The sequence below is a fragment of the Pseudomonas sp. S150 genome (assembly GCF_004526365.1).
Lineage (GTDB): Bacteria > Pseudomonadota > Gammaproteobacteria > Pseudomonadales > Pseudomonadaceae > Aquipseudomonas > Aquipseudomonas putida_A.
On sequence record NZ_CP038207.1, the window covers coordinates 5,756,039 to 5,775,616 of the forward strand.

General features: G+C 61.9%; 15 protein-coding genes and 1 pseudogene. 12 read left to right on the forward strand and 4 right to left on the reverse strand.

Annotated features, from left to right (window positions below; translation table 11 throughout):
- The first annotated feature begins 94 nt into the window (after nucleotides 1-94).
- Nucleotides 95-1,465 (forward strand): gluconate:H+ symporter, encoded by a 1,371-nt coding sequence (locus E3Z29_RS26720; protein ID WP_134787328.1) that lies wholly within the window; start codon nucleotides 95-97, stop codon nucleotides 1,463-1,465.
- A 6-nt stretch (nucleotides 1,466-1,471) separates the two neighbouring features.
- On the opposite strand, the gene E3Z29_RS26725 is transcribed toward E3Z29_RS26720, so the two are convergent.
- Entirely contained in the window at nucleotides 1,472-2,785 is a 1,314-nt protein-coding gene (locus E3Z29_RS26725) for an MFS transporter (RefSeq protein ID WP_098968455.1), read from the reverse strand.
- Between the two features lie 311 nt (nucleotides 2,786-3,096).
- On the opposite strand from E3Z29_RS26725, the gene E3Z29_RS26730 reads away from it, so the two are divergent.
- From E3Z29_RS26730 to E3Z29_RS26755, 7 genes are all read left to right on the forward strand, one after another.
- A complete protein-coding gene (locus E3Z29_RS26730; protein ID WP_134787329.1) occupies nucleotides 3,097-4,515 on the forward strand; it encodes a short-chain fatty acid transporter in 1,419 nt (472 codons plus the stop codon).
- Nucleotides 4,516-4,714: 199 nt separating this feature from the next.
- Complete coding sequence (locus E3Z29_RS26735; RefSeq protein ID WP_003228190.1) at nucleotides 4,715-6,412, forward strand: molecular chaperone HscC; 1,698 nt, start codon at nucleotides 4,715-4,717, stop codon at nucleotides 6,410-6,412.
- A 12-nt stretch (nucleotides 6,413-6,424) separates the two neighbouring features.
- A complete protein-coding gene (locus E3Z29_RS26740; protein WP_305955827.1) occupies nucleotides 6,425-7,864 on the forward strand; it encodes a J domain-containing protein in 1,440 nt (479 codons plus the stop codon).
- Nucleotides 7,865-7,910: 46 nt separating this feature from the next.
- On the forward strand, nucleotides 7,911-8,159 hold the full coding sequence (locus E3Z29_RS29830; RefSeq protein WP_305955828.1) for a hypothetical protein: 249 nt from the start codon (nucleotides 7,911-7,913) through the stop codon (nucleotides 8,157-8,159).
- A gap of 173 nt (nucleotides 8,160-8,332) precedes the next feature.
- Nucleotides 8,333-10,027: an acid phosphatase gene (gene acpA, locus E3Z29_RS26745; protein WP_134787330.1), complete on the forward strand. Its 1,695-nt coding sequence runs from the start codon at nucleotides 8,333-8,335 to the stop codon at nucleotides 10,025-10,027.
- 117 nt (nucleotides 10,028-10,144) lie between these two features.
- Nucleotides 10,145-11,326, forward strand: coding sequence for a hypothetical protein (locus tag E3Z29_RS26750; protein WP_134787331.1), 1,182 nt, complete (start codon nucleotides 10,145-10,147; stop codon nucleotides 11,324-11,326).
- Nucleotides 11,327-11,503: 177 nt separating this feature from the next.
- On the forward strand, nucleotides 11,504-12,019 hold the full coding sequence (locus E3Z29_RS26755) for an SET domain-containing protein-lysine N-methyltransferase (RefSeq protein ID WP_098965607.1): 516 nt from the start codon (nucleotides 11,504-11,506) through the stop codon (nucleotides 12,017-12,019).
- A gap of 6 nt (nucleotides 12,020-12,025) precedes the next feature.
- Here the strand turns inward: E3Z29_RS26755 and can are convergent, their stop codons facing one another.
- Entirely contained in the window at nucleotides 12,026-12,670 is a 645-nt protein-coding gene (can, locus tag E3Z29_RS26760; RefSeq protein ID WP_003228196.1) for a carbonate dehydratase, read from the reverse strand.
- Between the two features lie 140 nt (nucleotides 12,671-12,810).
- Here can and E3Z29_RS26765 point away from each other — a divergent pair, with 140 nt between their 5' ends.
- Complete coding sequence (locus tag E3Z29_RS26765; RefSeq protein ID WP_027612254.1) at nucleotides 12,811-13,215, forward strand: hypothetical protein; 405 nt, start codon at nucleotides 12,811-12,813, stop codon at nucleotides 13,213-13,215.
- A 114-nt stretch (nucleotides 13,216-13,329) separates the two neighbouring features.
- On the opposite strand, the pseudogene rimI reads toward E3Z29_RS26765, so the two are convergent.
- Nucleotides 13,330-13,783, reverse strand: a pseudogene (gene rimI, locus E3Z29_RS26770) (ribosomal protein S18-alanine N-acetyltransferase).
- Entirely contained in the window at nucleotides 13,776-14,522 is a 747-nt protein-coding gene (locus tag E3Z29_RS26775) for an energy transducer TonB (RefSeq protein WP_134787621.1), read from the reverse strand. The pseudogene rimI and the gene E3Z29_RS26775 overlap by 8 nt, the downstream one beginning before the upstream one ends.
- Nucleotides 14,523-14,754: 232 nt before the next feature.
- On the opposite strand from E3Z29_RS26775, the gene mksB reads away from it, so the two are divergent.
- The 3 genes from mksB to mksF are packed head-to-tail and all read left to right on the forward strand — an operon-like array spanning nucleotide 14,755 to nucleotide 19,563.
- Complete coding sequence (mksB, locus tag E3Z29_RS26780; protein ID WP_167734176.1) at nucleotides 14,755-16,035, forward strand: Mks condensin complex protein MksB; 1,281 nt, start codon at nucleotides 14,755-14,757, stop codon at nucleotides 16,033-16,035.
- Nucleotides 16,025-16,726 carry an Mks condensin complex protein MksE gene (gene mksE, locus E3Z29_RS26785; RefSeq protein WP_016773189.1) on the forward strand — a complete coding sequence of 234 codons (702 nt, stop codon included), beginning with the start codon at nucleotides 16,025-16,027 and terminating at the stop codon, nucleotides 16,724-16,726. The genes mksB and mksE overlap by 11 nt, the downstream gene beginning before the upstream one ends.
- The gene (mksF, locus tag E3Z29_RS26790) at nucleotides 16,723-19,563 is read left to right on the forward strand and encodes an Mks condensin complex protein MksF (RefSeq protein ID WP_134787332.1); all 2,841 of its coding nucleotides are present in this window, start codon (nucleotides 16,723-16,725) and stop codon (nucleotides 19,561-19,563) included. Before mksE ends, mksF begins: the two co-directional genes overlap by 4 nt.
- The last annotated feature ends 15 nt before the right edge of the window (nucleotides 19,564-19,578 follow it).

The window sequence follows — 19,578 nt, forward strand, 5'->3', positions numbered from 1 at the left end:
ACAAAAGCCGCCGCTCTGGCCCGGCCACTTCAGGTATTCTCAGGTCAAATTGCAACAACATGTTGCAGGTAACCGCCCGATAAGGAGTGCCGTTTTGGATTTATCGACCGCTGCCTGGATGGTGCATGACACCCGCCTGATTCTTTGCTGCCTGCTGGCGATTGCGACGATTATCGTGTTGATCAGCGCCACCAAACTTCCACCTTTTCTCTCGATCCTGATCGGCACTTTCATTGCCGGTGTCGGCGCCGGTCTGCCACCAGAAGACGTGGCCAAGGCGTTCAGCAAAGGCGCCGGGGCGATTCTCGGAGAAGCGGGGATCATCATTGCCCTGGGTTCGATGCTGGGTGCGCTGATGGCCGAGTCCGGCGCGGCCGACCGTATCGCCTCGACGCTGCTCGGGCTGGGCAAAGGCAAGTACCTGCCGTGGGTCATGGCGTTGGTGGCGATGGTGATCGGCCTGCCGCTGTTCTTCGAAGTGGGGCTGGTGATGATGGTGCCGATCATCTTCGTCATGGCCCGCCGCTCGGGTCAGCCATTGTTGAAAATCGCCATTCCGGCGCTGGCCGGGATGACCACCCTGCATGCCCTGATGCCGCCGCATCCCGGGCCGCTGATCGCGGTCAGTGCGTTGCATGCCGACCTTGGGCTGACCATGTTGCTGGGTTTCAGCATCGCGATTCCGGCCGTGATCCTGGCGGGGCCGATCTACGGCAACTGGCTGTCGAAACGCATGCACGTCGATGAGCCGGCAGAGCTCGGCGCACTGTTCAGCGCCCCGCCGAAAGCGCCGCGCCAGCCGAGTTTCGGCATGTCGCTGCTGATCATTCTGTTGCCAGTGCTGCTGATGCTCGGCAGCACCCTGGCGAAAGTCGCGATGAGTCCGGAAAGCAGCGTCGCCCTGACCCTGAAGTTCCTCGGCGAACCGTTGGTGGCGCTGGGCATTGCGGTGATGGCGGCAGTGATCTGCCTCGGTTGGGCCAACGGCATGCCGCGCGAGCAAGTCGGCGGCACGCTGCGCAAAAGCCTGGCGCCGATTGCCGTGTTGCTGCTGACCATCGGTGCCGGCGGCGGCTTGAAGCAGACCTTGCTGGACGCCGGCGTCAGCCAGACCATCAGCAAAGTCGCCGAGGGTGCGCACATGCCCTACCTGCTGCTGGCCTGGCTGATTGCCGTGGCGTTGCGTCAGGCTACGGGTTCGGCGACGGTCGCCACGACCACGACGGCGGGGATTCTGGCGCCGATGATGGCGGGGCTCGCCGCGACGCAAAGCTCACTGGTGGCGCTGGCGATTGGCGCCGGCTCCGTGTTCTTCTGCCACGTGAATGACGCCGGCTTCTGGATGGTTCGCGAGTACTTTGGCTTGCAACTCAAACAGACGATCTGGGTCTGGTCGATTCTGCAAACCATTGTCTCGGTGGTGGGACTGGTGGGGACGTTATTGTGGTGGCACTGGTTGACCTGACACTCGTCAGGAACAGGGCGCCACGGCTTGGCGCCCGACACTGCTCATGCGCGAACCGAAATACGCCGCGCTGACAATGCCGACTGCGCCCATCACCGCACAGAACATTACGCAGATCCACGGACTCCAAGGCATCAGACCGATCAGCAACAGCGGTGTGATGCTCGCCCACGCGGCGTAGGCAATGTTGTAGGTGAAGGAGATGCCCGACACGCGAATCCGCGCCGGAAACAGTCCGACCATCACCGATGGCACCGCGCCGACCACACCGCAGCCCAAGCCGGCGACGGCATACGCCAGCCCGACCCAATTGCCGCCCATGATCAGACAGCTATAAAGCACACCAATGCCCAACGGCAGCAGCAGGCTATAAAGCATGACCGTGCGCCAGGCACCGATGCGATCGACCAGCAATCCGGCAATCACACAACCGATGTTGAGAAAGACGATGCCCAACGCGCTCAGGGCGAAGGTGTGGCTGGCGGTCATGCCGAAGGTTTTCTGCATCATGGTCGGGGTGATGACCACGAACACCACCACCGCCGACGTCAGCACACAGGTCAGCAGCATCGCCGGCAACATCGCCAGACGATGTTCGCGCAGCACCGTGCGCAACGGCAGTTCGACCCGCGCTTCACGCTGGGCTTCCATGGCCATGAACACCGGGGTTTCGCTCAACCAGCGGCGCAGGTAGACACCGATCACGCCGAACACACCACCGAGCAGGAACGGATAACGCCAGGCGTAATCAAGGATTTCCGCCGGGGTGAACACTTGTGCAAGGAAAGTCGCGGTCAGCGCGCCAATCAAGTAACCAAAGGTCAGCCCGGCCTGCAAAAAGCCCAGCGCGTAACCGCGATGCCCGGCAGGCGCGTGCTCGGCGACGAACACCCAGGCGCTCGGGACTTCGCCGCCGACCGCCGCGCCTTGCAGGATGCGCAGCGCCAGCAACAGCAGCGGCGCGAAATAGCCGATCTGGGCATAAGTCGGCATGATCCCGATCAGCAGGCACGGCAGCGCCATCATCAGGATGCTCAGGCTGAAAACCTTTTTCCGGCCCAGGCGATCGGCGAAATGCGCCATCAGAATTCCGCCCAGCGGGCGCGCCAGATAACCGGTGACGAAGATCCCGAAGCTTTGCAGCAGACGCAGCCACTCGGGCATTTCCGGCGGGAAGAACAATTGGCTGAGGGTCAGGGCAAAGAACACGAAAATGATGAAATCGTAGATCTCCAGCGCCCCGCCGAGGGCCGCAAGACCGAGGGTCTTGTAGTCGGAGCGGCTGAACGGCGCCGGTCGGGCTGTGGATTGGGCAGTCATGGCAAAGAACTCTGGTAGGCAAAAAACCAAGGCGCCCATGGTCTACGCAAATCTGCCTGGGGACAACCCGTTAGACCATAGTCCCGGTTTCGCAAAACCAGCTCACAAAACAGCCAGGCTTGATTTACTGTTTAGACCAGTCTCCAGCCGCACCTGGTGAAAACCTGTGGGAGCGGGCTTGTTCGCGAATGCGCTGTGTCAGCCAAATCAGCGTCGACTGACACACCGCATTCGCGAGCAAGCCCGCTCCCACCCAAAGCACTCAGCGTGCTGCAGACCCACAATAACCATAAAAATCCGAGGTACTCCCTGTGGCCGTTGATATCGAAGATAGCCGCTCTGCGCGCTTTGCCTTGCGCTGTTCAAGCTTTGCCGAACGCTGGTTCCCCGACTCCTGGGTATTCGCCGCACTGGCGGTGATCATTGTCGCGCTGGCCACTTTGGCCATGGGCGCCAAACCCACCGATGCCGCGATGGCGTTCGGTGACGGGTTCTGGAGCCTGATCCCGTTCACCATGCAAATGGCTTTCGTGGTGATTGGCGGCTACGTCGTCGCCAGTTCGCCGCCAGCGGTCAAGCTGATCGACAAACTGGCGCGCATCCCGAAAAACGGCCGCTCTGCCGTGGCCTGGGTCGCGCTGATCTCGATGGTCGCCTCGCTGCTGAACTGGGGCCTGTCGCTGGTATTCGGCGGTTTGCTGGTGCGCGCCCTCGCCCGCCGCACCGATCTGAAAATGGATTACCGCGCGGCCGGTGCGGCGGCGTATCTGGGCTTGGGCGCGGTCTGGGCGCTGGGCCTGTCCTCATCGGCGGCGCAGTTGCAGGCCAACCCGGCCAGCCTGCCGCCGGCGATCCTGTCGATCACCGGGGTGATTCCGTTCACCCAAACCATCTTCCTCTGGCAGTCCGGCGCCATGCTGCTGGCGCTGATCGTGATTTCGATCATCGTCGCCTACGCCACCGCACCCGGCCAGAACTCTGCGCGCGATGCCAAGGATTGTGGCATCGACCCGGCGTTCAACCTGCCACCGCTGCAACCGCGTACCCGGCCCGGCGAATGGCTGGAGCACAGTCCGCTGCTGATCATCTTGCTGGTGCTGCTGGCCGCCGGTTGGCTGTTCCACGAGTTCTCGAGCAAACCGGCGATCACCGCGATTTCCGGGCTCAACACCTATAACTTCCTGTTCATCATGCTCGGCGCCCTGCTGCACTGGCGCCCACGCAGCTTCCTCGATGCAGTGGCCCGGGCGGTGCCGACCACCACTGGCGTGCTGATCCAGTTCCCGTTGTACGGCTCGATCGCCGCGCTGCTGACCACGGTCAAAGGCGCCGACGCGCAGACGCTGGCGCATCACATCTCGACCTTCTTCGTCAGCATCGCCTCCCACGACACTTACGCGTTGCTGATGGGCGTGTACTCGGCGATTCTCGGCTTCTTCATCCCGTCCGGCGGCGGCAAGTGGATCATCGAAGCGCCGTACGTGATGCAAGTCGCCAACGATCTGCAATACCACCTCGGCTGGGCGGTACAGATCTACAACGCCGCCGAAGCGCTGCCGAACCTGATCAACCCGTTCTACATGTTGCCGCTGCTGGGCGTGCTTGGCCTGAAGGCGCGCGACCTGATCGGCTTCTCGTTCGTGCAATTGCTGGTGCACACGCCGCTGGTGCTGTTCTTGCTGTGGGTGCTGGGCACGACATTGGCGTATACGCCGCCGGTCATTCCTTGAGTCAGTGCGGGGCGCGGTCAATCGGCCGACGCCCCGCCTTTCCCTTCCTGACAGCGCCGTGTTGAGGCCGACATGGCTTTCTGTCGCAAATAATGGCTCAGCGCCATCATCGTCCTTTACCGCATTACCGCCTCGGTAATATCCTTGCGCGCCGAAAATATGTTTCATTTTTTTGCCAAGCGCCAAGGGAGTTGTTGCAATGATCGTAGGGATTGACCTGGGAACCACCAACAGCCTCGTCGCCGTCTGGCGTGGCGAATCCTCCGAATTGGTGCCCAATGCCCTCGGTCAGTTCCTGACACCGAGCGTGGTGGGGCTGGATGATCAGGGCCGGATTCTGGTCGGCCAGGCTGCGCGCGAGCGTCTGCACACCCATCCGCGCCTGACGGCGTCGCTGTTCAAGCGTCACATGGGCAGCGCCACGGAAGTCTATCTGGCCGACAAGGCGTTTCGTCCGGAAGAGCTGTCCGCGCTGGTGCTGAAAAGTCTGAAAGAAGACGTCGAACGGGCTTATGGCGAAACCGTCACTGAAGCGGTGATCAGCGTCCCGGCCTACTTCAGCGACGCCCAGCGCAAAGCCACGCGGATCGCCGGCGAGCTGGCCGGGCTGAAAGTCGAGAAGCTGATCAACGAACCGACTGCCGCCGCCCTCGCTTATGGGCTGCACCAACGCGACAAGGAAACCTCGTTCCTGGTGTTCGACCTCGGGGGCGGCACGTTCGACGTGTCGATTCTGGAGTTGTTCGAAGGGGTCATGGAGGTCCGCGCCAGCGCCGGCGACAACTTCCTCGGTGGTGAAGACTTCGACAGCGTGCTGCTGGAACACTTTATCGACCAGCACCGCTCGGTCGCCGACTTTCCTGACCGCAACAGCGTCATCCAGCCCCTGCGCCGCGAGGCTGAGCGTGTGCGCAAGGCCCTGGGTCAGGACAGCAGCGCCGAGTTCCGGCTGCAACTGGGTGACCGCCACTGGACCCACACCATCACCCAGCAAGAATTGGCGACGCTTTACATGCCACTGCTCGAGCGCCTGCGCGCGCCGATCGAACGGGCTCTGCGCGACGCACGCATCCGGGTCAGCGACCTTGATGAGATTCTGCTGGTCGGCGGTACTACCCGGATGCCGCTGGTGCGCAAACTTGCCGCCGGGTTGTTCGGCCGCTTTCCGTCGATCACCCTCGATCCGGATCAGGTGGTGGCGCAAGGCGCAGCCATTCAGGCAGCACTCAAGGCCCGCTCGGCCGCACTTGAAGAAGTGGTGCTGACCGACGTCTGCTCCTACACCCTAGGCATCGAAACTTCGACTCAGATTGGCCGCAATTATGAGGCCGGTCACTACCTGCCCATCATCGAGCGCAACAGCATCGTCCCGGTCAGCCGGGTCAAGACCGTGTACACCTTGCAGGACAATCAGGAGCAGGTGGTCGTGCGGATCTTCCAGGGCGAAAGCCGTCTGGTCAAAGACAACGTTGCGCTTGGCGAACTGGCGATCAAGGTGCCGAAACGCAAGGCCGGCGAAGTGTCCCTCGATGTCCGTTTCACCTATGACAACAACGGCCTGCTGGAGGCCCAGGTGAATATTCCGCTGACCGGGCAACAACATTCGCTGGTCATCGAAAACAACCCCGGCGTGCTCACGCCTGAAGAGATTCAGCAACGCTTGCAGAACCTCGCTCAGCTCAAGATTCACCCGCGCGAGCAACAGGTCAACACGCTGCTCAGTGCCCGTCTCGAACGGCTCTACCAGGAAAGCCTGGGCGACCTGCGCGATCAGATTGGCCATTGGGCCAAGCAATTCCAGATCGCGCTCGACTCGCAGGACGAGCGCCAGATTCGTGAAGTGCGCACCGAGCTGAGCAGGCACCTGAGCGAACTTGATCGCACGCCGTGGCAATAAGGGAGCGCTGACATGGATTGCTGGTCCTTCCTGCATTTGCCCGATGACGCTGACGTCCGCGATATCAAGCGCAGCTATGCACGCCTGCTGAAAACCTTCAGGCCCGATGAAGATCCCGAAGGCTTCCAGCGCTTGCGCGAAGCCTACGAACGCGCGCTGGCGATTGCCCAATGGCGCCTGGAAAACGCCGAACAGGAAGACGAGCAGGACGCCGACGTCGCTGTCGCCACGGCGTCCAGCGCCTTTGCTGCACTGGCGCTCGATAATGCCCTGGCCAACAGCTCCAGCCAGGCGCAAAACCAGGCGTGGGATTTCGCCTCTCTGGAGGTTTCGCCCGTCAGTCCGGCAGCCCCGGAGCCGTTTGTGCCGCCATCGAAGGACGACGCCCTGCGTGTCGAGCCGCTGGCGGCGGACGCGGGCGCCGACGCGCAGAGTCTTGAAGCGCAGGCCGCATGGCGATTGCTTGAAGATCTGTCGCCAGACAACCTCGGCGAGCGCTGGGAGCAGGCGCAACAACAAGGCTGCGCCAAGGCATTCGAAAGGCTGTTGCTGCAATTATGTTTTGAGCATCCACAACTGCGCGGCCCGGTACTGCACTGGGCCGTCGAGCAGTTGGGATGGTTGGGCCCCTGGCAAGAAGTGCTGATGAATGATCGCCAGCGCGACATGCTCGCCGAGAGCCTGATGTCCGACTATCGAAACGCCTTGCAGGCGCTGCTCGAAAGCCAAAGCGAGCGCGAATTCCTCAACTTGCTCAAACACTACAGCGGCCAGCCGTGGCTCCAGGTATTCGATCGCCGCGAGCAATGGCAACAAAATCTGCTGCATCTGCTTAACGACCATGAGTGGAGCGTGCCGCTGTTCGACCGTATCGGCCAATTGTTCGGCTGGGATCACACCAAAGGTCTGCACCCGCAACCAGACTGGCTTTGGGAAAAATTGATCGAACGCTGCAATCAGGAAAGTTTCTACGACAACCTGCGGGCCAAGGCTGAAAGCGATCGTACGTGGGCGGCCGACGTGCAGGCAGCGCATCTGTTGATCAACCCGCTCAAAACGATGCAGCAGAAGAAGATCATCGACGGCTTTGGTCAGAATGAATGGCAGGCCTGCCACGATCTGTCGGAAAAGCTCAAATGGCGCTTCCCGGAGCTCGCTCGCGCGATTGCCCTACGCCGACGTTTTTTACTGGCGGCGGTTTTTGCCACGGCCCATCGCCGACGAGACCTGGGTGCGGGTCTGGACGGCCATTGCCTTGGCGCTGTTCCTGTTCTATCTGGCTTCGCCACAAAAAGATGCGGCAACCCTGGCCTTCATTCCGCTGGGGTTAGCGTGTGTGCCGGTGTGGTTTTTTCGTTTTGCGCTGAGTTGGTGGGTGGTGCTGACGTCTCACGTGATCGTTGCGGATCTTTGGCTCACCGAAGGGCTGATTCCGCGCCGATGGAACCCTGACACCCGCTGGCTGGTAATACGCCACGGGCTACCGCAGGTGGTCATGGTGCTGCTGTTTTCGCTGCTGCTCGGGCCACTGGGCGCATTCACTTACATTGGCGTGATCCTGATCGGACTGGTGCACAAACGACGAATCGGCTCGCTCGACCCGCAGCTGAGCAATAACCACCCCTGGCTGACCGCGCTGCACTGGGCGCACTTCAGTCCGCTGCAACTGCTGTTTCTGGTGGTGATGACCGCGATAACGGCGGCCAGCAGGCTCGGCTATTCCTTGCACTCGCTGATGCCCGGCTAGAACAGCAGCGGGCTTGCGTTGCGCCTGTTGTAATCGAGTGAATCGTTGTGGGAGCCGACCTGGTCGCTCCCACATTTGTTTTGCTGCACCTGAAAGCGTCACCCAACTGTCACATTGCCTTGCTAGCGTCCGCCCGAAACAAACTGAAACAATTAAGCAGAACGGGCTGACAGATGAAAGACGAGACAGACGGCACTGACGCACCTGAATCCGACAACCCCACCGACACCAGTCGCCGCCGCTTTCTCGGCGGTGTCGCCGTCCTCGGCGTGGGCGCGACCCTGGCCGGCTGCGGCAACGCCAGCGATCAACCGGGTAAACCAGTCGAGCGCCCGCTGACCCCGACCGAGCTGAACAAGGCCCTGCGCGATCAGGTGAAAACCGTGGTGGTGATCTACGCCGAGAACCGTAGCTTCAACAACCTGTTCGGTGATTTCCCCGGTGTCGAAAAGCCGCTGTCGGCGCTCAAGCCTGCCGATTACCAGCAACGTGACCGCGACGGCAGTCTGCTGCAGACGTTACCGCCAGTCTGGGGCGGCGTGTTGCAGATCGGCCCGCAAACGCTTGATGGCGTGACCTACCCCAGCGCCACGCAGTTTCAGGAAAACCTGCCCAACGCGCCTTTCGCCCTCAAGGGCCCGAATGCCGAAGACTTGCCGTTCGGTCTGGTGACCCGCGATTTGTGGCACGTGTTCTATCAGAACCAGATGCAGATCAATGGCGGCAAGAACGATGGCTTCGTCGCCTGGGCCGACTCCGGTGGTTTGACCATGGGTCACTACGCCCAGAGCCGCTACTCGTTGCGTTTGTGGGACGTGGCCCGGGAATTCGTGCTGTGCGACAACTTCTTCCAGGGTGCATTCGGCGGCTCGTTCCTCAATCACCAGTACCTGATCAGCGCCACCGCGCCGTTCTATCCGGACGCGGCCAATTCGGTGGCCAAATCCCAGATCGCCGCCCTGCAAAGCGATGATCCGACTGACCCGCGCCTCAAGCCACTGGAACAGTCACCCGCCAGCGCCATGACCGGCCCGCCGCAGTTCGGCCCGAGTGCGCTGACCCCGGACGGCTTCGGCGTCAACACCCTCGCCCCGCCGTACTGGCCGACGTGGATTCGCGATCCGGAGCGTCCGGCGTACTCCAAGCCGGATCTGCCCAATGTGATGGTGCCGCAGACCCACGAGCATATCGGCGACAAGCTGTCGAAGAAGAATGTCGACTGGGCCTGGTACGCCGGCGCCTGGCAGGCGACGCTGGATCAATACAAGGATTCGGGCGGGATTCCGAAGATCCCCAACTTCCAGTACCACCACCAGCCGTTCAACTACTTCAAGCGGCAAGGCCCGGAGAACCCGCAAGAGCGCAACAAACGTCTGCGCGACGCGGGTCTGGGCGATGAGTCGAGCACCAACAAGTTCTTCGCCGATGCCGAGGCCGGCAAGCTGCCGGCGGTAACTTTCTACAAACCGCAGGGCAACCTGAACATGCACGCCGGTTATGCCGACGTCGCCTCCGGTGACCGGCACATCGTGCGCGCCCTGAAGGTGCTGCGCGAAAGTCCGCAGTGGAAAAACATGGTGGTGGTCGTGACGGTCGATGAAAACGGCGGCTGGTGGGATCATGTGGCGCCACCCAAGGGCGATCGCTGGGGCCCGGGGTCGCGGGTGCCGGCGCTGGTGGTGTCGCCATTCGCCCGCAAAGGCACGGTGGATCACACGGTTTACGACACGGCGTCGATCCTGCGCCTGATCACCCGAGTGTTCCAACTGGAAACCCTCGACGGCCTCAAGCAGCGCGATGAGGCAATGATCGCCCGTGGCCAGAAACCGATGGGCGATCTGACCAACGCCCTGCATTTTCAGGCGTGAAACCGAGTTCTGCGAGCTGACGCAAAAATCCGTGAATGACCGCTTCTCTGTGCAACACGGCTGATCCAATATGAAGCGCCCCGAACCCGGGGAACCCACGCTGAAAAGGATCTGAGCATGTTCAAACTCGCAGGATTTACCCCCGCAATTCTTACCCTCGCCGCGCTCACCCTGAGCGCGGCTGCCCACGCCGATGTCGACCTGAAGCTGGGCAGCACCGAGCGCGTCACCCGCCTCTTCGCCTACCCCAACAATTGCAGCGTGATCTGTTATCGCAACTGGTCGCTGGAGCAGACCGTCGCCCATTACCTGAGCCAGAGCGTGCAGCGCGATGGTTACAGCGATGCCAAGGTGTTGGTGAAGAACGATAACGGGCAGATTTACGCCGAGATCAGCGGCGTTCCCGAAGGCTACGACAAGCCGCTGTCGGCACTGCTCGACGCCGGGGATCTGGCGTATACCGGCGCCAGCAAGCTCAATGCCGATGGCAAATGGGCGTACAGCTGGTACCTGTTCCTGCCGCTGGGCATGGCTCTGGAAAACCGCAAGAGCGTCGAACTGCTGCACTTCCCGCCGGATTACTCGCTGACTCAGGCCCAGGATTATCTGCGTTCGAACACCACCGACCGCTGGGCCACGCTGCTGACCGCCAACGGCATCCCGGCCGAGCAGACGCCGGCCTATCAGACCATCATCGACATCGCGCCAATCGCGGCGCCGTCCAACGCAGGTAGTGATCTGGAGGGCGTCTACGACTACTTCAAGGATTACCAGACCACGCTGGTCAAGCAGTTCAGCCAGACCAGCGCCGGCACCACCCTGCCGATGGTCGCGTTCGGTGCGCCGGTGCGTAACTGGATCAAGCAGCAATACGGCCCGACCGTGGCCGTATTGGGTCTGGCGACCATCAGCCCGAGCGCGGGGGTGAGCGTGCCGGTGCTGGGATCGAACCATCCGAGCTACATCTGGTACGCCGCCGACCCGGCCAGCTATGACGGCGATGAGGCCAAGGCCGATGCCGCCGGTTTGAAGGTCATGGGTCAGGACTTGAGCGCCGCTTGCTGGCAAGCCGGGATGGGCAGTAAACCGGGCACCGATGCGAAAGCCCTGCTCAACATCTGCACGCAGACCTGGCAAGTGACGCAAAAGGGCAAGACCTGCGAACTGTTCTACACCTCGATCCGCAACCTGACCCCGGCACAGGCCGCCGCCAAGTGCTCGACCACGCCAATCAAGGCCCAGTTGCAACAGCTTCAGGGCGAATTGCCGGCCACCGCCGTTCCTGCACCACACCTCTGATCCGCTGAAAAAGCTTCCCGTGTCAGTCAATGCTGACGCGGGGAGCAGCCAATCACGCCTGTCAGATCTGACAGTAGACAGTTTGAGGGATACACCGGAATATTGGATCCAAACATGTTGCAGCGCTGACAGGACGTCAGACCAGGGAAGTCGCAGCATTTGCCGACAGGGACCGTTATGAATAATCAGGCCCATCAACACAACATCCCACGCGACGCACCCGGCATCTACCCGTTTGCCGGATTGCCGGTGCGTCTGGGTTTCCCATCCACCGAGGATTTCGAAATCGTGCAGGACCACCACGGTCACGCGGCAGTGGTGGCGCGCCGGGCGTTCTTGCGCATCACCCGGATGTGTCGGGTATCCGGACAACTGTTGCCCTATCGCTGCCGACAGACGCGTCAGTTACTGGCCGGCATCCATCTCTACGATCCGCGCTTTTGCGGGTTGCTCGAACACGCCTGCGATCCGAATGTGTTTCTGGACATGAGTGAGCTGTGGCTGTGGGCACTTCGCGACATTCAGCCGGGTGAACGCCTGACCATCGACGTCGCCGCCACCGAAGATCGCTTGTTGCAGCAGTTCGCCTGCACCTGTGGCTCGCCGCGCTGTCGTGGGTGGATCACCGGCTACGATGAGCCACCCAGTATCGAGGGCCAGCACTTTCTACAGCACTGGCGGCATCCACACTGATCGGGATTACAACGCCCCGACCGGACGCAGACGGTATTGCGGCGGCAGTTGCTCGAAACCGCTGATGGTGGTGTTCAGGCTTTTCCAGCGACCGTCCTTGATGCCGTAGATGCAGCCGTGAATCGACAGGCTCTGGCCGCGATGCCAGGCGTTCTGGATGATGCTGGTGTGCGCAACGTTGGCCACTTGCTGGACGACGTTGAGTTCGCACAGCCGATCGACCTGCTCTTCCTCGGTCGGCAGCTTGGCCAGTTCTTCACGTTTTTCGTAGTACAGGTCGCGGATCGAGCGCAGCCAGCCATCGATCAGACCGAACTGGCGATCCTGCATCGAGGCGCGCACACCGCCGCAGCCATAGTGGCCGGTAACCAGGATGTGTTTGACCTTGAGCACATCAACCGCGTACTGGATCACCGACAGGCAATTGAGGTCGGTGTGCAGCACCACGTTGGCGACGTTGCGGTGTACGAACAGATCGCCCGGCAGCATGCCGACGATCTCGTTGGCCGGCACCCGCGCGTCGGAGCAGCCGATCCACAGATATTCCGGGGTCTGCTGTCGCGCCAGCTTGGCGAAGAAATCCGGGTCTTCCTTGGTGATCGCGTCAGCCCAACGCTCGTTGTTATCAATCAGGTCTTGTAAGTCGTGCATGGTTAAGGCCTCAAGAAAGATGCGCTGGTATGACAGACGACCGCCCGTCGGGGTCACGCAAGAACCGCAGGTGTTTTTCTTTGGAATTCTCGGGTGCCCGGTGAGTCCACTCAGTAAGGCCCACAGTATGAGGATTTGCCATGACTGATTCACGACGTCCGTTCGATGCGGTGCAACCGGAACCCATCGATGACAACGAAGACCGCATGGGCTCGGTGCATGAGCTGGATTTCGATGAAGACGAACCCAGCGCGAAAATCGGTGACGAGATTCCGGAACGTGAACGCGAGCAACTGATGCCCGCTGAACGGGTGCGCGAGGCCGGGCTTACCGGTGCATCGACGGCTGATCACGAACCGACCGACGATGACTTGAGCCCGGAAACACTGATTCACGAGGATGGCGCACGCGATGCCGAAGAGGCTGGCGAGGGCAATCAGGCCGATTGGGATCTGAGCATTGTCGATGAGGATGACATCGGCGGCGGCAATGGTCTGGATGAGGCGGAGCTGGCGCGGCGTGATCCGCTGGATGGCAATCGCTGATCTGTATTGCCTGTAAGGACGCCTTCGCGAGCAAGCCCGCTCCCACACAGAGAATTGAGACTCGGCTCAAAACCAATGTGGGAGCGGGCTTGCTCGCGAAGCTTTTAAACAAGATTAGTCGACCAGGGTGCAGGCCATCACTACGGCGTCTTCGCGCCCGCCCACCGCCGGATAATAATCGCGACGCCGGCCAATCTCATTGAAACCATACCGCTCGTACAACCTGAACGCTGCAGTATTGCTGTCGCGCACTTCCAGGAAGCATTCCCGGGCAGAGGCCGCATATGCCCGCGACATCAGATGCTCGAGCAGCGTCAGCCCCCAGCCCCCGTCCCTGATTCTCCGGTTTGACCGTGATATTCAGCAGATGCGCCTCGTCGAGAATGATCTGCACCACCCCGTGGCCGACCTGCTGCTGGCCTTCGAACATCAGCCAGATCTGGTATTTGCCCAGCCCGTCGAGAAAAATCCCGCGCGTCCAGGGATGGCTGTACGCCGCGTATTCGATCTTCAATACCGCGTCCAGGTCCGCCTCGGTCATCGGGCGGAACGATACAGCTTCACTCATTCGATGGTTTCCAGCGCGCCATCAGCCGACGCATGGCTTGCCACACAGCGGCTTTGCGCTGTGGCTCTTCCATTAACAATTCCAGACCGGGGATGGCCCATGCCAGGCCCAGGCCTTCGATCTGCAATTCACTATTGAACGCTTCGGCGTCCGCTTCACCGGCAAAGCGTATTGCCGGAAGGCCGATCAGCCACAGGCAGGCGCAGGGTGCCGCTTCCATCTGTACCGAGAGGAACCCCTGAACAAAGTCGCGCGCCGCTTCCGGGCCCTGATCCATGGTGCCGCGGTTCAGCCACGGCCAGCGCACCGGCTCGCCGACGATTTGTGGCGCATCCGGCAGACCGGCGGCGCGCAACATGTCTTTAAGCAGCAGATAGGCCGGATCGCGGCTCTGGAACGCTTCGCCTGTGGGTAACTCGACCAGCAGCAGGCAAGCCCCGGCGCGCAGCAACTGCAGGGCAAAACGCGGTGGCGGCACGGGCGCGGGTCTGGCGACAACTGGCGCCTCCTCGACCTCTTCCACCTGTTTGGCGCCATTGCGGGTACTGGCGAGCGACGGGCGTGGCACTTCGATCTTCGGCCGTTCGACCGGACGGGCGGCAGGCTGCACCGGAGCTTCGGCCTGCACAACCGGCATCACCACGACCTCTGGCTCAGGCTCGGGCATGTCCAGCAGCTCGGGCCGCGACGGGGCGGCGAAAGGCAATTCGGTGCGCGGCAGCCAGTTGACCACCTGCATGGCGTTCAAATAGGCGCGGCGGCGGGACTCGATAAGCAAAGGGTCGGCCACTTGTGGATAACTGAAGTGGGCTGATTCTACAGCCCTTCGTTCAAGATCGCTTGCTGTTGATCGATAGCCTTTACCGGGCTCGCTCCCTGAGAAAATGCGACAGCCCGTCCCGAGAGTGAATCGCATCCCTCGCGATGCAGTACAATCGCGGCTTTTAATCGCCAACCAGCCGGCCATTCCGATGATCGAACCCAAGCGCGTCTTGCGCGCCCTCGCTGAACACTGGGCACTTCTGGAGCCACTGTGCGAGCACTTCGACCAAGGCACCCTGAGCCTCAACGAACTGCGCACGCAACTGGCCGCCCAACAACTGGACAGCACGCCGCAGGACATCACCAGCCTGCTCGACGTGTGGATTCGCCTGGACATTCTGGTGCCCGTGGCGAAAAGCCCGAACCGTTTCGAGCTCAACGCGCAGATCCACGACTTCCTCGCCTACCTGCGCCGTGAGCATCGTCTGGGCCTGTGCCTGGAAATCGAAGCCTATCTGCGCCACCTCGAACGGCTGGCCGGCTACATTCAGGACGCGTTCGATGTGCGCGACGGCAACGACCTCGCCCGTCAGTTGCGTTTGCTCGACATGCGCGTGCGCGACGTGCTGAAGAAACTCGACAACGACGAGCAGGCACTGGTCGCCGTGGCCGAACGGGCCAAGACCAGCGACCGGCAGATTCCGCTGCGTCAGCGATACGCCGAAGTGTTGGCGACGTGGGACGAATACGTCGAGCCGATGATCGACCTGGTGAACGCCGACGGCGCCTTCGAACAAGGCGTGCGCAAGGTCGAAACCGTGCTGCTGAAGATGCTCAGCGAACAGCAGCGCCTCGGCCATCTGGTCGATGACGACATGCTGCTGCGCACCCACGCGCGCATCCTCGAAATGCAGACCAGCGCCCAGTTGACCCTGCGCCACGCCCGCGAACTGCTGCTGCCGCTGCGTGAAGAGGCGCGCCGGCACAACGCCGTGACCCGTGGTGCAGCGCTGGCGCTGGCGGCGATTCGCCGCAAAGGCATCGACGCCGTGCCGCAAGCGGCGATGCCGCTGTTCACCCGGCCGCAAAGCACCTTCCTCGGCAGCGCCAGTCAGGTCGAGGCCTACGTCTACGCCCTGGCGCGTTTCGAGCCGAAACCGGCGCGTTTCCCCAAGGCGCACAAGACCCAGAAATCCGGCGATGCCCCGCGTGCACCGCGCACCGTGCGCGAGATGGTCGAGCGTTGCGAAGAGTCCCTGCCGATGCCGGATCTGATGACCTGGCTGCTGGAGCAGGAACCGGACGGCGCCACCGACGAATTGCTGTACTGGTTCTCGCGTCTGTCGCGGGAAAAACGCTTCACCCGCGAGCGTCTGGAACGCCGCGAATACCACACTCACGAGCACCAGGTCAGCCTGCGCTCCTTCGCCCTGCTCTCGGCCCGCGACTCCGCCGCCGAGGATTCTGCGAGCATCCCCAATGCATCTTGATCTATCCGAACTGTCCCAACTGGCGCCGATCTTCCGCGAGCTGTTCAAGGGCTATCACGTCAGCCGCCGCGACCCGGAGTTGTACGCGCAACTGTCGAACTTCCAGGATCAATACCGCACGCTGTTCAAGGCGCTGGGGTTCGAGCTGGTCTGCGACACCCGTGGTTTCTACTACTTCGTGCCGGACATGGCCGCTGCGGCGGTGAACAAGACTGCTCAGCGTCTGGCGCTGTTCACCTTCATTCTCGTCGAGCATCTGGCCGATCAGGGCCGCGATCCGATCGCCGTGCTCGACGGCGGCAGCCTCGGCCGCGAAGAATTGCCGTCGTTGCTGGACAAATACCGCGACCTGTTCATCCAGGCCGAAGTGCAGACCGTCGAAGAACTGGAAGAAAAAATCATGCGTCGCATGACCCAGCTCGGTTTCGCCGGCGAAGAAAACGGCGTGTACCGTTTCCTGCCGCCGATGCACCGTTTCCTCGATGTGTGCCTGTCGGTGCAGCAGGACCGCGATCTGGCGGCCAGCGTACACAGCGTGCTGCCGCTGCCGGCACCGGTGCTGATCGACGAAGAGGCCGAAGCCAAATTCCTCGAGACCGACGATCCGCTTGATCTCAGCGAATTTGAGGAAGAGAGCGAAGAAGACGCACTGGCCCGGGCCATTGCCGAAGAACAGGAGTCCGACGCATGAGCCAGGAACGCTACGGCATCCGCCGCTTTGCCCTTTTGAACACCGCCGGTTACAGCCTCGGCCTGTTCCCGCTGGAAGAACCGTTGTCGGTCTACGGCGCGAACAACCTCGGGAAATCGGCGTCGATCAACGCCTTGCAGTTCCCGATTCTGGCGCGCATGTCGGACATGAGTTTCGGCAAGTACAGCCTGGAACAATCGCGACGTTTCTACTTCGCCTCCGACACCAGTTACATCCTCGTCGAAGTCAATCTGCCCCACGGCCCGCACGTGATCGGCGTGGTCGGTCGCGGCCCGGGTGGTGGTTTCGGTCACCAGTTCTTCGCCTACGCCGGCAAGCTCGATCTGGCGCATTACCAGAAGAACGACACTTGCCTGCGTCAGAAGGAGCTGTTCAGCAACCTTGAGAAAGAAGGCCTGAAAGCCTACGAACTCAAGCCTGATGAATTGCGTCGTTTGCTGGTGGGCGGGCACACCTCGATCCCGCTGGATCTGACCCTGATTCCGCTGCGCTCCACCAGCGAGCAGAGCCTGAAGACCTTCCGCGCGCTGTTCATCAACCTGCTGCACATGCGCGAAATCACCGCGGCCAAGTTGAAGCAGCTGTTCCTCGATGCCTTCGAGCACAGCCTGCGTTCCGGCAGCGTCGACTACATCGCCGCGTGCGAAGAAGCCTTCCGCGATGTACGCCGGATGGAGCAGGACTACAACTCGCTGGTCGCCGCCGGCCCACTGGTCGAAGCCTTGGCCAACGGCGTGAAACAGCGCGATGTGCTGCGCGGCAAACTGCATCGCCTGTCGCCGCTGCTCGATTCGTTGCTCGGCACCTGGTCGGACTACGCCACGGCGCGCAAGGAAGAGCTGACCATTCAGGCCGAACACTACCGTCGCGAGCAGGACGATCTGCAAAACGATCAGCGCGGTGGCACCCAGGAACTGATGCGTCTGGAGCGGGAAATCTCCGGCATCCAGCGCTGGCTCGGTGAGTTGTCGGTGCTGAAGAACCGCTTCGCGCTGGTCGATGACGTCAAGGTGCTGGAGCAGCAACTGCTCGCCGCCAAGGACGCGCACGACGAACTGGCCGGTGCGCTGGCACAGTCCCGGCAGTTCAGCGCCGAGGATCTGGAAGAACGTCTGCGCGATCTGGAAAAACGCCTGAAGTCGGTGAAGCAGCAACTCGATCACGCCGACAACAACAGCTACGCCCGCCTGCGCGAAGAGTTCTCGCAGCAGGACGTCGAGCGCCTGATGCGTCTGTTCAACAGCGCGCTGTTCAGCCTGCCGCTGGGCGAACACGGCATTACCCTCGACGAAGATGGCGAGTGGGTCAAATCGGTCGAGCTGATCCTCGATGGCTTCAAGGGCGAGCGTTTCGAAGTGCCGGGGCTGTCGATCGACATCTCGCACATCGAGCCGCCGGCTCTGCAAGCGCTGGCCGACCGCGCCGCGCTGCGTGACCAAAAAGAGCGTCTGGAAAAAGAACTCAAGCAGCTCAAGACTCAGCAAGCCGTGGCCGCCGACCGCGCCGCGAGCAAGACCCAGACCGAAGCGCTGTACCAGCAAGTGCTGGATGCGCAGAAAGCCCTGGAAGACTTCCGTCGCACCCAGACCCTCAGCGCCGAAGAAGGCGACAAGCTTGAGCAACTGGCGCAGATGGAAGCCGCGCAGGACGAACTCAAGCGCTCCAGCGATGCGTTCACCGAGCGCGTCCAGCAGCTGTCGGCCAAGCTGCAATTGGTCGGTCGGCAGATCGCTGACATGGAAGCCAAGCAGCGCACTCTCGACGACGCCCTGCGCCGCCGTCAGCTGCTGCCGGCGGATCTGCCATTCGGCACGCCGTTCATGGATCCGGTCGACGATTCGATGGACAACCTGCTACCGCTGCTCAACGACTATCAGGACAGCTGGCAAGGCTTGCTGCGCGCCGACGGTCAGATCGAAGCGCTGTACGCGCAGGTGCGCCTCAAAGGCGTGGCCAAGTTCGACAGCGAAGACGACATGGAGCGCCGTCTGTCGCTGCTGATCAACGCTTACGCGCACCGTACCGACGAAGCCCTGACATTGGGCAAGGCACGGCGTGCGGCGGTCACCGACATCGCCCGGACCCTGCGCAACATCCGCAGCGACTACGACAGCCTCGAGCATCAACTGGCGCTGTTCAACCGCGAGATCAACAAGCGTCAGGTCTCCAACCTGCAGAGCTTCCGCATCGTCCTGGCGCCGAACAAGGAAGCGCTCAAGCACATCGACCAGATCATCCACAGCGCCGGTCAATACGAAGAAGGCGAAACCCTGTCGGTGTTCGACCTGAGCCAGAGCGCCGAACAGGACAACAAGAACGAAGAGGCCAAGGAATACCTGGCGCGGCTGGTGGCGGCGAACCACAACCAGCTCGGCCTCAAGGACTTGTTCGAACTGGCGTTCGAGATCACCAAGGTCAACGGCCAGCCAGTGATCCACACCGACATCGACGGCGCCGCGTCCAACGGCACCACCATGACCATCAAGGCGCTGACCAACATGTACTTGTTGCTGCACTTGATGGACCGTGATCTGGCCGGCCGCGTACGCCTGCCGTACTACCTCGATGAGGCGGCGGACATCGACGAGAAGAACCAGGCAGCCCTGCTGGAAACCAGCCTGCAACTGGGCTTTGTACCGATTCTGGCGAGTGTGAAGCCGCAGGTCTGCGCCAGTGTCGCCATCGACCTGGAAGGCGGCAGCGGCCCGGCGGGGATCTACATCGACGAGGCGGACTGGAAGTACATCCGCCGCCATGATGTGGTGAAGGCCACCGTCAGTGTGCAAGCCGATGAGCCGGAGCTGGATGAGGTTTGATCGACTTTAGCTGAA